The sequence below is a fragment of the Burkholderia sp. YIM B11467 genome (genome assembly GCF_052952715.1).
In genome coordinates, this window is record NZ_JBQVSQ010000003.1 from 302,605 (window position 1) to 314,692 (window position 12,088).

The following is a 12,088-nucleotide window of genomic DNA, read 5'->3' on the forward strand; positions in this document are numbered from 1 at the left end:
ATGGCGGCACGCTCAGGCCGCCGCGAGCCACGCGCGCGCGGTCCACATGCCGAGCGCCGTCAGCGCGAACGATCCCATCAAGTGTAGGGCAGCCACCGCAAACGCCCATCCCAATTGGCCCTCGAGCGCATGCGTCATCACTTCGACCGAGTAGGTCGAGAACGTCGTCAGGCCGCCGAGGAAGCCCGTGATCACGAACAGCCGCCACTCGGGCGGCAGCCCGACGCGGGCCGTGAACACGACGGCGGCAACGCCGATCACGTAGCCGCCGATCAGGTTCGCGGCGAGCGTGCCGAGCGGCACCTCGGGAAAGAATTCGTTGAGCGCGAGGCTCAGGAACCAGCGCAGTAACGCGCCGAGCCCGGCGCCGACGAAGATCGCGACGATCGAATAGAACAAGGGCACTCCCGGTCGATGATGCGGCTGGACTCAGCCGCCGGCCCCCGGTTGCCCGGGGCGATGCCCGTTTCCCGGCGCGCGCGGCGCGTGCACGGGCGGTGCTAGCTGAACTGTATGCGGATTCGCCGCGCCGCTGCAACGACGACGGCGGGCACGATGCACGCCCGTTCGCCCGGCCGCCGGTACGTTCACGCGTGCTGCCAGGCCGCATCGAGCGCGGTCAGCGTCGCCAGCGCGCCGCCCTTCAGCCCGATCACATCCGCGCGGTGCGCATGCGCTTCGCGCGCGTTGATGCGGATCACGTCGGCGCCGAGCCGTTCGCTCAGCAGGCGCACGGTCGGAATCGCGGTGCCCGCGCCGATTTCGACGACAGCGACGCGCCCGGCCCGCGCGATCCAGTCCTGCAACGCACGTTCCTGCGCGTCGTAGCGCGCACCGAGCCAGCCGGTGTCGCCGAACATCAGGATGTTCGGTCGCGCGAGGCCGCCGCAGTGCGGACAGCACGGCGCTTCGCCGATGAGGCGGCAAGTGGCTTCGTCGACGTCCGGCACGAACGGCGCCGCGTCCCACGTGTCGTCCGAACAGGGTCGCAGGCACTGCAGCACATGAATCGAGCCGTGGATCTCGACGATCCGCGCCGAATCGAAGCCGGCCTTCTGGAACTGGCCGTCGACGTTGCTCGTCAGCACGAAGCCGCCGTTCGGCATCGCGTCGATCCAGCGGCGCAGGATCGCGAAGCCCGCATGCGGCACCGTCGCGCGGTACAGCGCTAGACGGTGTCCGTAGAACCCCCACGCGAGCTGCGCACGCGCACGGAACGCGTGCGGCGACGCGATCTCGTGGAATTCGAAACGCTCGTGGCGCAGCGCCGGATACGCGCGCCAGAAGCCGTCCGTACCGCGGAAATCGGGCAGCCCGGAATCGACGCCGATGCCCGCGCCGGCCGTCACGAGCAACGCGTCGGCGCGGGCGAGCGCGTCAACGGCGGAAGCGACGAGATCGGCAGGCAGTTGCGCGGCAGCGACGGCAGCAGTGGAGTCGGTGGATTCGGAGAACGGCATGATGGGGCGGCGGTAACGTCGAGCGGTGCGCAAAGGGGCGTCGCGATCATACGCCGGTTGAGTACCGCACCGCATCCGCGATGCAACGCTATGACGCCGCGCACGTCCGGCCGCCGGCGACGCAGGCACCAGCCGATCCGGGGAGCCGCCGGCGATACCCCGGCCGACGCCTCCTCGCCTGCTCAGCTATCCGAATCGTCACGCGCAACCGGAATCTCGTCGGCCGCGAAATAGACCGGCTTGCCAAGGCGCCGCGCGAGACTGACGTCCGCGTCCGCCCCGCGCGACGCGCCGTCGATCCGCCATACCGCGTCGCAACGCCGCAACAGCCGATGCGCGGCCGGATACAGGAACGCCTCGCTGATTGCGTCGCCGACCTGCCGCGACCCGGCCGCGGCGGCGAGCGGCAGCGACACCCATTCGCCGATCATCGGAACGTGCCCGCGGCGATACACGGCGAGCGCCGCCGCTTCCAGCCGGTGCAGGTTCGCGGCGATGCGCGCGGGGTCGCCGTCCGTGCCGCTGCGATACGGGCCCGCGACCAGCACGAGCAGCGGCGTCATGCCGTGCGCGCGCCGGCGGTTTCCCGCAGCGCGACGTACTGCAGCAGCATGATCGTCTTCGCGTCGACGATCTCGCCGCGCTCGACCGCATCCAGCGCGGCCTGCAACGGCATCTCGACGACCTCGAGATCCTCGCCCTCGTCCGCGACGCCGCCGCCGTCGCCGGTGCGCAGCGACGCATCGTATTCGCCGACGAAGAAATGCAGCTTCTCCGTGACGGAGCCCGGGCTCATGAACGCCTCGAACACCTTGCGCACGCCGCGCACGCGATAGCCGGTCTCCTCCTCGGCCTCCGCGCGGATGCGCGCTTCGGGCGTCGCATCGTCGAGCAGGCCGGCCGCGGCCTCGAGCAGCATGCCGTCGTGCCCGCTGACGAACGCCGGCATCCGGAACTGCCGCGTCAGCAGCACGTCGCCCGTGCCGGCGTTGCGCAGCAGGATGGTCGCGCCATTGCCGCGATCGTAGGTCTCGCGGCTCAGACGCTGCCACGTTCCGTCGCGGCGCAGGAAATCGAACGTCACCTTCTTCAGCACATACCAGTCATCGGACAGCACCGTCGTATCGACGATGCGGACACGGTCCCGCGTTGCAGCCATCACGACCTCCCATTCGACAAAAGACGGCGCCCATGGTAACGTGCATATTCGTGCAACTTCAAGAATTTTCGTGCAATCACGATGCTGACGACGCAACGCAAGAAAGCAATCCTCGATGCGCTCGCGCGCGACGGCCAGGTGCTGGCGGTCGAACTGAGTACGCAATACGGCGTGTCGGAAGACACGATCCGCCGCGACCTGCGCGAGCTGGCGGCCGAAGGCCTGTTGCAGCGCGTGCATGGCGGCGCGCTGCCGGCGTCGCCGGCCGTCGTCCCGTTCGCGCAGCGCGAGGCCATCGAAACCGCGGAAAAGCGGCGCATCGCGCGCCGCGCCGCGGAGATGATCGCGCCCGGGCAAGTGGCAATCGTCGACGGCGGCACGACCTCGGCGTTGCTTGTCAGCCAGTTGCCGGCCGACCTGCGCGCGACGATCGTCACGCACAGTCCGAGCGTAGCGGTCGCGCTGGCCGCGCATCCGTCGATCGACGTGATCCTGATCGGCGGGCGGCTCTACAAGCATTCGATCGTGGCCGTCGGCGCCGCCGCGATGGAAGGTATTGCGCGCATCCATGCGGACCTGTACTTCATGGGCGTCACGGGCGTGCATCCGGTCGCGGGGCTGAGCACCGGCGATTTCGAGGAAGCGGCGATCAAGCGCGCACTGGCCGGCCGCGCGGCCGAGACGGTCGTGCTCGCGTCGCAGTCGAAACTGCGCGCGGCGTCGCAATTCGTGATCGGCGACCTCACGCTTGCGCAAACCGTCGTGGTCGAGAAGGAGACAGACGCCGCGCTGACGAAGCCGATCGAGGCGGCAGGCGTGACGGTCGTGCGCGCGTAACAACGCCGATCGTGCTCGCCGAATCGGCCGCGGGTGTTCGGCATGCCGGCACCGCATCGATGTCAGCGTGCTGACAGGTGCCGCTTGCTAACATGGGCGCCCGCCCAATCGCCACGCGCCGCCTGACCGATGCCCCCGCCCTCCGCACCCAACCCGCCGGCGCCGCCCGCAGACGATGCGCCGCCGCCCGGCATCCTCGCCCTCTTCGTCGCGTTCGCGCAGATCGGCCTGACCAGCTTCGGCGGCGGGCTGAGCGGGCGGATGATGCGCGACTTCGTGTACGAACGGCGCTGGCTCGACGAAGAAGCATTCCTCAACGGCCTCGCGTTGTCGCAGGCGTTGCCGGGCGTCAACGTGAAGAACCTCGCGATCTGGATCGGCTACCGGCTCGCCGGATGGCGCGGCGCGGTGGCCGGCTTCACCGGCATCATCGCGCCGCCGGCCGTGCTGATCGTCCTGTTCGGCATCGCGTTCTCGACCCTCACACGCTTCCCGCTCACGCATGTCGCGCTCGCCGGCGCGGCAGCCGCGGCGATCGGGTTGTCGATCTCGATGGCGATCACGGCCGTGCGCCGGCTGCCGCGCCGCGCGCTGCCGTTCGCGGTAATGGCGCTCACCTTCGTGTCGGTCGCGGTGCTGCACTGGCCGCTCGTGTGGACCGTGCTGATCGGCGGCGCACTGAGCGTCGCGCTCGAATACCGCCGCGCCGCCGCGCCGGCCGGGAGCGACACGCGATGACCGCATCACAACGCTACGCCGCGCTGTTCGGCGTGTTCGCGCCGCTGTCGATCGCGACGATCGGCGGCGGACAGGCGATCATCGCCGACATCCAGCGGCAGGTCGTCGACGTGCATCACTGGATGACCGCCACGCAATTCGTGAACGACTTCGCGATCGCGCGGATGGCGCCGGGCCCCGGCTCGCTGCTGGCGACGCTGATCGGCTGGCAGGTGGCCGGCTTCTGGGGGGCGGTGATCGCGACCCTCGCGCTGTTCGGCCCGACCGCGTTCCTGATTTATGGCATCGCACACCTGTGGCGGCGGCACCAGGGCGCGCGCTGGCAGATCGCGCTCGAAGCCGGTCTGCGCCCGGTCGCGGCCGGCATGATCCTCGCGTCGGTGTGGGTGCTGCTGCAGGCGCTCGACGGCGGCTGGGCCGCGCGCGCAATCGCGATCGCGTCGACGCTGTGCGTGATGTATACGCGCTTTCACGCGCTGCTGCTGATTGCCGTGGGCGCGCTGCTGCTCGTCGGCGTGCACGCGATCGGCGGCGCGTAGCGCACGCCGCCGCTCGAACATCCGGACGCCTAGGCGCCGTTGAACACCGGCGCGCGGCGCTCCGCAAACGCGCGCAGCCCTTCGTCGAAATCCGCGCCTTCGCACGCGTGCCGGCGCAGCTCGGTAATCCGTTCGAACGCGTCGGCAGGCAACGGCCGCGCGTCCTGCAGCACGCGCAACTGCTCCTTCACGGCGTACACCGCGAGCGGCGCTTTCGCCGCAATCGTGCGCGCGACGTCGAGCGCCGCATCGTCGACGCCGCCCGCTTCGGCCAGCCGGTTCACGAGCCCGTGATGCGCGGCGCGCTGCGCATCGAGCGGCTGCGCGCAGAAGAACATCTCCTTCAGCACGTGGATCGGCAGGTTGTCGTAGAAACGCAGCAGGCCGCTCGTCGAATACGGCAGCCCGATGTTCGCGGGCGTCATCGCGAAACACGCATCGCGCGCCGCGACGACGAGGTCGCAACTCATCACGAGATCGACCGCCCCGCCCCACGCCGACCCCGCCACGGCCGCGATCACCGCGCCCGGATAAGTTCGCACACGCCGCAGCGCGCGTTCGAGCGGCTTGCCGTATGCGAGCGGGTCGCGGTCGTCGGCCAGTTCGCGCAGGTCGTGCCCCGCGCTCCACACGTCGCCGCTGCCGTCGTTCGACAGGATCACGACGGGCGGCGGACGGTGCTCGGCCAGCGCATCGAGACGCGCGACCAGCGCATCGAGCAACGGCGCGTCGAGCGCGTGACGCCGCGCCGGATTCGAGAACCGCACGCGCGCGATCCGCTCGTCGACCATGTCGACCGTCACGCGCGACGCGCTTTCCTGTTTCGATATGTCGGTCATTGCACGGCCTCCGCCACCACTTCCGCCTGAAAAATCGCGCGCCCGGCCAGCAGCGCATCGATCGCGCCGTCATCGTAGCCGGCCTCGCGCAGCACGTCGACCGTATGCTCGCCGAGCAGCGGTGGCGCATGGCGCGTGCGCGGCGCCGGCATGTCGTCGCCCATCCCGCCGAGCGGCGTGACGACCTGGCGCAATTTCCCGAGCGTCGGATGCGCGACCGGTTCGACCAGCCCGCAATGCGCGAGCTGCGGATCGGCGAACACTTCGTCGAGCGTGTTGATCGGCCCGGCCGGCAGCCCGGCTTCGACGAAACGCTGCGTCCATTCGCGCTTGCCGCGCGTGCGCAGCCGGCTTTCGAGCAGCGCCTTCAGCGCGTCGCGATGCTCGACGCGCGCATCGTTGGTCGCGAAGCGCGGATCGTTCGGCAGGTCGGGCAGCTCCAGCAACTGACACAACCGCAACCACATGTCGGTCGTGATCGGCGCGAGGTTGAGCGGCCCGTCGGCCGTCTCGAACACGCCGTACGGCGCGATCACCGCATGCGCATTGCCGGTGCGGCGCGGCACGTCGCCGAGGCTCAGGTAGCGTTGCCCGTGCACGCTCAGCAGCGCGACGAGGCTTTCGAGCAGCGACGTGCCCACATGCTGGCCGCGCCCCGTGCGCTCGCGCTCGAACAGCGCGGCCAGCACGCCGGTCGCGACCCACATCCCCGAGCTGAGATCGCCGATCGCGGTGCCGGTGCGGGTCGGCTCGCCCTCGGGGAAACCGGTCAGACTCATCAGCCCCGCATAACCCTGCGCGATCTGGTCGAAGCCCGGCCAGTCGCGCAGCGGGCCGCGCGGGCCGAACGCGGTGACGCTGCCCATCACGAGCCGCGGATCGCGCGCGCTCAGCGCGGCATAACCGAGCCCCATCGCGTCCATCGTGCCGGCCTTGAAATTCTCGATCACGACGTCGGCCTGCGCGATCAGCCGGCGCACGACATCGATGCCGGCCGGCTGCCGGAAATCCACGCAGATGCCGCGCTTGTTGCGGTTGCAGGACAGGTAGTACGTGCTCACGCCGCGATCGAACGGCCCCCATGCGCGGCTCATGTCGCCGTTCGGTCCCGACTCGACCTTGATCACGTCGGCGCCGAGATCAGCGAGCACCATCGAGCAGAACGGCCCCGACAGCGCGCGACTCAGATCGACGACCCTGATTCCTTGTAATGCCTTCATTCCGGACTCCTGATATTGCTTGACTGGATGTTGCGTGTTGCCGAACGATCGCGGCGCGCCGCTCATTCGGGCAGCGTCTGATGACGCGTTTCGACCGCGAACGGCAGGATCAGGATGCCGAGCCCGAACACGGCCGCGGTCCACGCGACCGGCACGCCGAGCGAACCGTAGCCGTGAATCGCGGCGCCGAGCAGGAAGTTCACGCCCGCGCCGATGAAGCGGCCGACCGACGCGTTGAACGCGAACGCGGTAGCCCGCACACGTGTCGGATACTGCTCGGGCAGCCACAGCGAGAAGATCGCGAAGTTGCCGCCGAAGAAGCCAAGGAACGCGAGCGAAACCATGAATGCCGTGAGCCCGTTCGGCTGGTAGAACGCCCAGCCGAACGCGAACACGATCGCACCGGCCATGCCCGCGAAATACACGCCGAGCGCCGCGCGACGGCCGAGCCGCTCCGAGAGCCAGGGCGCGACCAGGCAGCCGGCGATCGTCGCGCACGACAGGATCGCCGCGCCGACCGACGCGAGCCGCAGCGCGCCGAGGTGGTCGATGCCCGCGCGCGCCGCCAGCGTGGTGACCGCGCTCGCCTCGTAGACGGAGCCGGCCCACAACCCGACGATCGCGACGCCGACGAGACTCGCGCTCGTCAGCGTGCGGCGCAGGAAGGCCGGCGCGAAGATCTCGCGCAGCGGATGCGCGCGCCGCGCGTCGGCCACGTCGCCGTCGCGCGCGTCGTGCCGGCGCCACTGCCCCGGTTCCTTCACGCGCATCACGGTGAACACCGCGAGCAGCGCGGGAGCGAGCCCGCACAGGAACATCGCGCGCCAGCCGTAGGTCGCGCCGATCGTGTAGTTCAGGCACGCCGCGATGAAGAAGCCGAAGTAGTAACCCGTCTGCAGGTAGCCGGCGCCCATCTTGCGGCGGTCTTCCGGCCAGCTCTCGGCGACGTAGGTGCCCGCGAGCGCCCATTCGCCGCCAACGCCGATCCCGGCGAGCAGCCGGCACGCGGCCAACGCCCATACGTCGTGCACGAACGCGGCCGCGCCGGTGAACACCGAATAGATCAGGATGCTCGCGGCGAGCGTGCGCACGCGGCCGAAGCGGTCCGCGAGCGGGCCCCAGATGAACGACAGCCCCCAGCCGATCAGGAACAGCGCGAACAGGATCGAGCCGTACATCCCGAGATTCGCGGGCGTCGCCGCGATGCCGGATGCCGGCAGCAGTTCGGTCAGCGCGGGAATCAGCACGAGCGCGTAGATCACCGAGTCCACGCCGTCGAGCACCCAGCCCGCGTACACGGCCCAGAAGCCCTTGACCTGCTCGCGCGTGAGCGGCGTGCGCCGTGGCTTCGCGCCGGCCGCCGGCGCGTCGATCGCCTTGAACATCTTCGTCTCCTTGCCGGCGCGGCCGGCACTTTTGCCGCGTCCGGTCCGGGATGGCCGGCAGGCTGGCTCTTTTGTGAGACGAGTATAGAAACACCATCGATCGGAGAAAAATATGATATTCATCTTGCTCGATCGGATTGGCTTATGGCTTGAATCGGGGAGACGGCGGCGATGGACTTGAGACAGTTGCGCTATTTCGTGAAGGTCGTCGAATGCGGCAACGTCACGCATGCGAGCGAGGCACTGCATGTCGCGCAGCCCGCGGTGAGCCAGCAGGTGCGCAATCTCGAACGGGATCTCGATATGCAACTGCTCGAACGGAGCGTGCGCGGTGTCGCGCCGACCGCCGCGGGCCGCACGCTGTACCAGCACGCGCTCGAACTGCTGCGCCAGGCCGACGGCACGCGCGAGCTGCTGCGCCGCGACGCCGAAACGCCGCAGGGCCGCGTGACGGTCGGCATGCCGTCGAGTACCGCGCGCGTGCTGGCGATTCCGCTCGCACGCGCGGTGCGCGACCGTTATCCGGGCATCATGCTGGAGCTGATCGAGGCGCCCAGCGCCGATCTCGACACACTGCTCGAACGCACGCGGCTCGATCTCGCGATCGTCGTCGACGCGGTCGACACGCGCGGCATCGCGATCCACCGGCTGCTGACGGAAACGCTGTACCTGATCACGTGGCCCGAGTTTCCGGTGCCGGACGATCCCGTACCGCTCGACGCTATCGCGCGCATGCCGCTCGTGCTGCCGAGCGCGCCGAACACGATCCGCAACCGTGTCGACTGGGCGATGCGCGAGGCCGGACTGTCGTACGAGATCAGCTTCGAGGCGAGCTCGACCGGGCTGCTGTTCGCGGCCGTGATGGCGCAACTCGGCGTGACCATCCTGCCGTGGACGGCCGCACACGTCGAGATCGAGGAACGCAAGCTCAAGCTGTCGACGGTCGCGCACCGGCTGTTCGCGCGCGACCTGTCGCTGTGCTGGCACGATACGGCGCTCGTCAGCAACGCGGTGCAGAAGGTGAAGGCCGAGATCGTGCGGTTGTTCGACGCGCTCGGGCGGCGGCCGGAGTGGGCGGACGGTCATCCCAGCCGCGCGTGACCGGCGCTGCGCGGGGCATTGACAACGCCCCCCGGCGCCCCGTAACGTTGCTCCCATCGTAACCATCACCGGTTCAGCTTAAGAGGTTGTCGGCCCGCTCGTGCTCGACACCTCCGCCTTCATCGAAGGCCTGCTGCTTGGCGCCGGCCTGTTCACGTCGGTCGGCCCGAAGGACGCCTTCGTCATCAAGCGCTCGATCTCGAGCCCCCATCTGCTCTCCATTGCCCTCGTCTGCGCAGGCAGCGATGCGCTGCTGATCGCGCTCGGCGCGCAGGGGCTGTCGTCGCTGCTGTCGAGGCATCCCGGCGTGGTGTCCGCGGCGCTATGGGCCGGCATTGCGTATCTCGCCGGTTATGGCCTGCTCGCGCTGCGCTCGGCGATCGTCAGACGGCAGCCCGGGCATGTCGACGGTTCACGCGCCGGCAGCGAGCCCACGCGGGCACGCACGGTACTCGCGACCGCCGCCGTTTCGCTGCTCAATCCGTATGCGTGGATCGACACCGTGCTGCTGCTCGGCACCGTGATCGTGAGCCACACGCCGTCCGCACGCATGCCGTTTGCGATCGGCGCGATGACGGCTTCGCTCGCGTGGTTCCTGATGCTCGCCTATGGCGCACGCGCGTGCCGTGCGTGGTTCGCTCGCACGCTCGCATGGCGTGTGCTCGATGGCTTCGTTGCAGCGATGATGCTCGGTTTCGCGATTCGATTCGCGATCGACGCGCTTTAGGCGTCAGCGGCCCGGTACCGATACCGCGCGGAATACTTCGTGCGCGTTGGCATGCAGTTCGAAACCGATGCCCGGCGCCTGCGGCACGCGCGCGTATCCGGCGTCGACGGTTTCCCCATCGGCCAGCCCGCTGAACGGACGGAACGCGAACGGACTGACTTCCGCACCGCCGAGACCGAGCGCTGCCACGACGTGCAGCGAGAACAGGTGGCCGCCATGCGGCCAGAACGCATCGCGCCGCCAGCCGCGCGACACGCAGTGCTCGACGATCTGCAGATAACCGGGCAGCCCGTAACAGTGCACGGGATCGAACACAAGCACGTCGCGGTCGTGGCGCATCCCACCGTAACGGTCGAGCAGCTTCGCTTCCGAGAGCGAGAACAGCGCTTCGCCGGCTGCGATCGGCGGTGCGTATCGCTCCGCGACATCCGCGTGAAGCGGCAGATCGAGCGGGTCGCAGATGTCCTCGAACCACCAGAGCTCGAACGGTGTGAGCATCGTCGCGGCGGCTTGCACGGTCGTCGCGTCGTACGTGTTCATCGCGTCGACCGCGAGATGCGAACTGCCGGCAAGCTGAGCAGCGGCGGCTTCGATGCGGCGTTTGTCCTGATCGAGATCCGCGCCGCCGATCTTGATCTTCGCGTGCGTGTAGCCGAGATCGGCGATACGGCGCATCTCGTCCGACAGGCGCGCGAGATCGTCATGCGGATAGCGGTAGCCGCCGCCCGCATACACGCGCACGCGCGGTTCGGCGGTACGTCCGAGCCGATCGGCGAGAAAGCGATGAAGCGGCAGGCCGGCGATTTTCGCGGCGGCGTCCCAGATCGCCATGTCGAGCGTGCCGACCGCCACGCATCGTTCGCCGTGTCCGCCGGGCTTTTCGCCGGCCATCATCGCGCGCCATGCGCGGAACGGATCGAGGTTCGTGCCGGCTTCGTCGGCGAGCGTGTCGGCGGCGGCCAGCAGACGCGGCGCGAACCGTTCGCGAATCAGGCCACCCTGTGCGAAGCGACCGACCGATGCGTAGCCGTAGCCCGTTACCGGGTGGCCATCGCGCACGACGTCGGTCACGACTGCAACAACACTCGTCGTCAGGCCGCCGGATGGAATCGCCGGATCGGCATAGCGGGAGACGGGAATCGCTTGCTCGTGGATCGCGGTGATGCGCATGGTCGGGGTTCCGGGAAAACGTTCGGTGTTCGCAGGCCATGCACGCACGGCGGCCGGCGCGACTGGCTGATCGCCGCATCATAGGCGCTTGCGCGATGTCTTGCCGGCACCCGCGCGATCACGCGGGGCGGCAAAGCCGGTCTAGCGTGCGACCACGCTCGGCGAGCTGTTTTCGAACCGGATCGGGTTTTATTGAGCCGGAATCCCCTGCTTGCCTCCCTGCTCCGTGAACCGGGCGGGTGTAGGGCGACCAAGACAATCGTGGCTCGAATCTACCGGCCCGCTCAGGCGAAGACGAAGTACTTGCGCACCGTCTCCACCACTTCCCACGTCCCTTTCATGCCGGGTTCGATCACGAACACATCACCGGCTTTCAGGTGCACCGATTTCTCACCTTCCGGTGTGATGATGCAGTAGCCATCGAGGAAGTGGCAGTACTCCCATTTCTCGTAGTTCACCTCGAACTTGCCCGGCGTGCAGATCCAGGTACCCATGATCTTGCTGCCGTCCTTGGAGACGTACGCGTTGAGGTTCACGGTGTGCGGATCGCCGCCGATGCGCTTCCACTTGGTCGCGTCAAGGACCGGAGTCGGGCAGGTTTCGCGAAGAACGGTGATGAAATCGGACATGTCAGCTCCAGACTAACGATCGTGTAAGAGGCTTGTCACGTTAGTTCGAAAGCGTTGCCGGGACTTGTATGCTTCCGACACCGACTCGTCTATTTTCGACACTGGCCTGCGGGCATGCGCACGGACAGCGCGTTTCGTTCGGCGTTGGCGCCACGGTGTGCCACCTCGCGTTACGGTTGCTCCGTTCGCGCGGCTGGCGCGTCGAAACGGGCCACCGTCGGGAACGCAAAGCCGTCTGCCAGGCGCCCAAACAACCTCACTTGCCACATCGCCGCCAACGGACG

Annotated in this window: 14 protein-coding genes; 5 read left to right on the top strand and 9 right to left on the bottom strand. The window is 68.7% G+C overall.

Translation table 11 applies throughout. From position 1 onward, the window contains the following. Positions 1–12: 12 nt before the first annotated feature. From crcB to ACTRWB_RS13440, 4 genes are all read right to left on the bottom strand, one after another. Complete coding sequence (gene crcB, locus ACTRWB_RS13425) at positions 13–399, bottom strand: fluoride efflux transporter CrcB (protein WP_129513924.1); 387 nt, start codon at positions 397–399, stop codon at positions 13–15. Between the two features lie 188 nt (positions 400–587). Then, on the bottom strand, positions 588–1,460 hold the full coding sequence (locus ACTRWB_RS13430) for an SIR2 family NAD-dependent protein deacylase (protein ID WP_446902170.1): 873 nt from the start codon (positions 1,458–1,460) through the stop codon (positions 588–590). Between the two features lie 182 nt (positions 1,461–1,642). Further along, positions 1,643–2,023 (bottom strand): DUF4406 domain-containing protein, encoded by a 381-nt coding sequence (locus tag ACTRWB_RS13435; protein WP_446902171.1) that lies wholly within the window; start codon positions 2,021–2,023, stop codon positions 1,643–1,645. Beyond that, positions 2,020–2,619, bottom strand: coding sequence for an NUDIX domain-containing protein (locus tag ACTRWB_RS13440; RefSeq protein ID WP_419686525.1), 600 nt, complete (start codon positions 2,617–2,619; stop codon positions 2,020–2,022). The genes ACTRWB_RS13435 and ACTRWB_RS13440 overlap by 4 nt, the downstream gene beginning before the upstream one ends. A gap of 81 nt (positions 2,620–2,700) precedes the next feature. Between ACTRWB_RS13440 and ACTRWB_RS13445 the strand changes: the two genes are divergently transcribed. The 3 genes from ACTRWB_RS13445 (at position 2,701) to ACTRWB_RS13455 (ending at position 4,733) form a co-directional block, all read left to right on the top strand. Next, positions 2,701–3,456: a DeoR/GlpR family DNA-binding transcription regulator gene (locus ACTRWB_RS13445; RefSeq protein ID WP_446902172.1), complete on the top strand. Its 756-nt coding sequence runs from the start codon at positions 2,701–2,703 to the stop codon at positions 3,454–3,456. Positions 3,457–3,585: 129 nt separating this feature from the next. Next, positions 3,586–4,194 carry a chromate transporter gene (locus tag ACTRWB_RS13450; RefSeq protein WP_446902173.1) on the top strand — a complete coding sequence of 203 codons (609 nt, stop codon included), beginning with the start codon at positions 3,586–3,588 and terminating at the stop codon, positions 4,192–4,194. Next, a complete protein-coding gene (locus ACTRWB_RS13455) occupies positions 4,191–4,733 on the top strand; it encodes a chromate transporter (RefSeq protein WP_129513919.1) in 543 nt (180 codons plus the stop codon). Before ACTRWB_RS13450 ends, ACTRWB_RS13455 begins: the two co-directional genes overlap by 4 nt. A 29-nt stretch (positions 4,734–4,762) precedes the next feature. Here ACTRWB_RS13455 and scpB read toward each other — a convergent pair whose 3' ends face one another. From scpB to ACTRWB_RS13470, 3 genes are all read right to left on the bottom strand, one after another. After that, positions 4,763–5,572 carry a methylmalonyl-CoA decarboxylase gene (scpB, locus tag ACTRWB_RS13460; RefSeq protein WP_446902174.1) on the bottom strand — a complete coding sequence of 270 codons (810 nt, stop codon included), beginning with the start codon at positions 5,570–5,572 and terminating at the stop codon, positions 4,763–4,765. Beyond that, the gene (locus ACTRWB_RS13465) at positions 5,569–6,792 is read right to left on the bottom strand and encodes a CaiB/BaiF CoA transferase family protein (RefSeq protein ID WP_446902175.1); all 1,224 of its coding nucleotides are present in this window, start codon (positions 6,790–6,792) and stop codon (positions 5,569–5,571) included. The genes scpB and ACTRWB_RS13465 overlap by 4 nt, the downstream gene beginning before the upstream one ends. Before the next feature lie 62 nt (positions 6,793–6,854). Beyond that, complete coding sequence (locus tag ACTRWB_RS13470; RefSeq protein ID WP_446902176.1) at positions 6,855–8,177, bottom strand: MFS transporter; 1,323 nt, start codon at positions 8,175–8,177, stop codon at positions 6,855–6,857. A gap of 171 nt (positions 8,178–8,348) precedes the next feature. On the opposite strand from ACTRWB_RS13470, the gene ACTRWB_RS13475 reads away from it, so the two are divergent. Continuing rightward, positions 8,349–9,278: a LysR substrate-binding domain-containing protein gene (locus tag ACTRWB_RS13475; protein WP_446902177.1), complete on the top strand. Its 930-nt coding sequence runs from the start codon at positions 8,349–8,351 to the stop codon at positions 9,276–9,278. 100 nt (positions 9,279–9,378) lie between these two features. Next, positions 9,379–10,005 (top strand): LysE/ArgO family amino acid transporter, encoded by a 627-nt coding sequence (locus tag ACTRWB_RS13480; protein WP_446902178.1) that lies wholly within the window; start codon positions 9,379–9,381, stop codon positions 10,003–10,005. A 3-nt stretch (positions 10,006–10,008) separates the two neighbouring features. On the opposite strand, the gene ACTRWB_RS13485 is transcribed toward ACTRWB_RS13480, so the two are convergent. After that, entirely contained in the window at positions 10,009–11,175 is a 1,167-nt protein-coding gene (locus tag ACTRWB_RS13485; RefSeq protein WP_446902179.1) for an enolase C-terminal domain-like protein, read from the bottom strand. Between the two features lie 284 nt (positions 11,176–11,459). Continuing rightward, positions 11,460–11,804 carry a cupin domain-containing protein gene (locus tag ACTRWB_RS13490; protein ID WP_446902180.1) on the bottom strand — a complete coding sequence of 115 codons (345 nt, stop codon included), beginning with the start codon at positions 11,802–11,804 and terminating at the stop codon, positions 11,460–11,462. Between the last annotated feature and the right edge of the window lie 284 nt (positions 11,805–12,088).

What these genes read in the sequence shown, in the direction of transcription:
- ACTRWB_RS13430 (WP_446902170.1), bottom strand. Translation starts at nt 1,460, where the DNA reads ATGCCGTTCTCCGAATCCACCGACTCCACTGCTGCCGTCGCTGCCGCG.
- ACTRWB_RS13435 (WP_446902171.1), bottom strand. Translation starts at nt 2,023, where the DNA reads ATGACGCCGCTGCTCGTGCTGGTCGCGGGCCCGTATCGCAGCGGCACG.
- ACTRWB_RS13440 (WP_419686525.1), bottom strand. Translation starts at nt 2,619, where the DNA reads ATGGCTGCAACGCGGGACCGTGTCCGCATCGTCGATACGACGGTGCTG.
- ACTRWB_RS13445 (WP_446902172.1), top strand. Translation starts at nt 2,701, where the DNA reads ATGCTGACGACGCAACGCAAGAAAGCAATCCTCGATGCGCTCGCGCGC.
- ACTRWB_RS13450 (WP_446902173.1), top strand. Translation starts at nt 3,586, where the DNA reads ATGCCCCCGCCCTCCGCACCCAACCCGCCGGCGCCGCCCGCAGACGAT.
- ACTRWB_RS13455 (WP_129513919.1), top strand. Translation starts at nt 4,191, where the DNA reads ATGACCGCATCACAACGCTACGCCGCGCTGTTCGGCGTGTTCGCGCCG.
- scpB (WP_446902174.1), bottom strand. Translation starts at nt 5,572, where the DNA reads ATGACCGACATATCGAAACAGGAAAGCGCGTCGCGCGTGACGGTCGAC.
- ACTRWB_RS13465 (WP_446902175.1), bottom strand. Translation starts at nt 6,792, where the DNA reads ATGAAGGCATTACAAGGAATCAGGGTCGTCGATCTGAGTCGCGCGCTG.
- ACTRWB_RS13470 (WP_446902176.1), bottom strand. Translation starts at nt 8,177, where the DNA reads ATGTTCAAGGCGATCGACGCGCCGGCGGCCGGCGCGAAGCCACGGCGC.
- ACTRWB_RS13475 (WP_446902177.1), top strand. Translation starts at nt 8,349, where the DNA reads ATGGACTTGAGACAGTTGCGCTATTTCGTGAAGGTCGTCGAATGCGGC.
- ACTRWB_RS13485 (WP_446902179.1), bottom strand. Translation starts at nt 11,175, where the DNA reads ATGCGCATCACCGCGATCCACGAGCAAGCGATTCCCGTCTCCCGCTAT.
- ACTRWB_RS13490 (WP_446902180.1), bottom strand. Translation starts at nt 11,804, where the DNA reads ATGTCCGATTTCATCACCGTTCTTCGCGAAACCTGCCCGACTCCGGTC.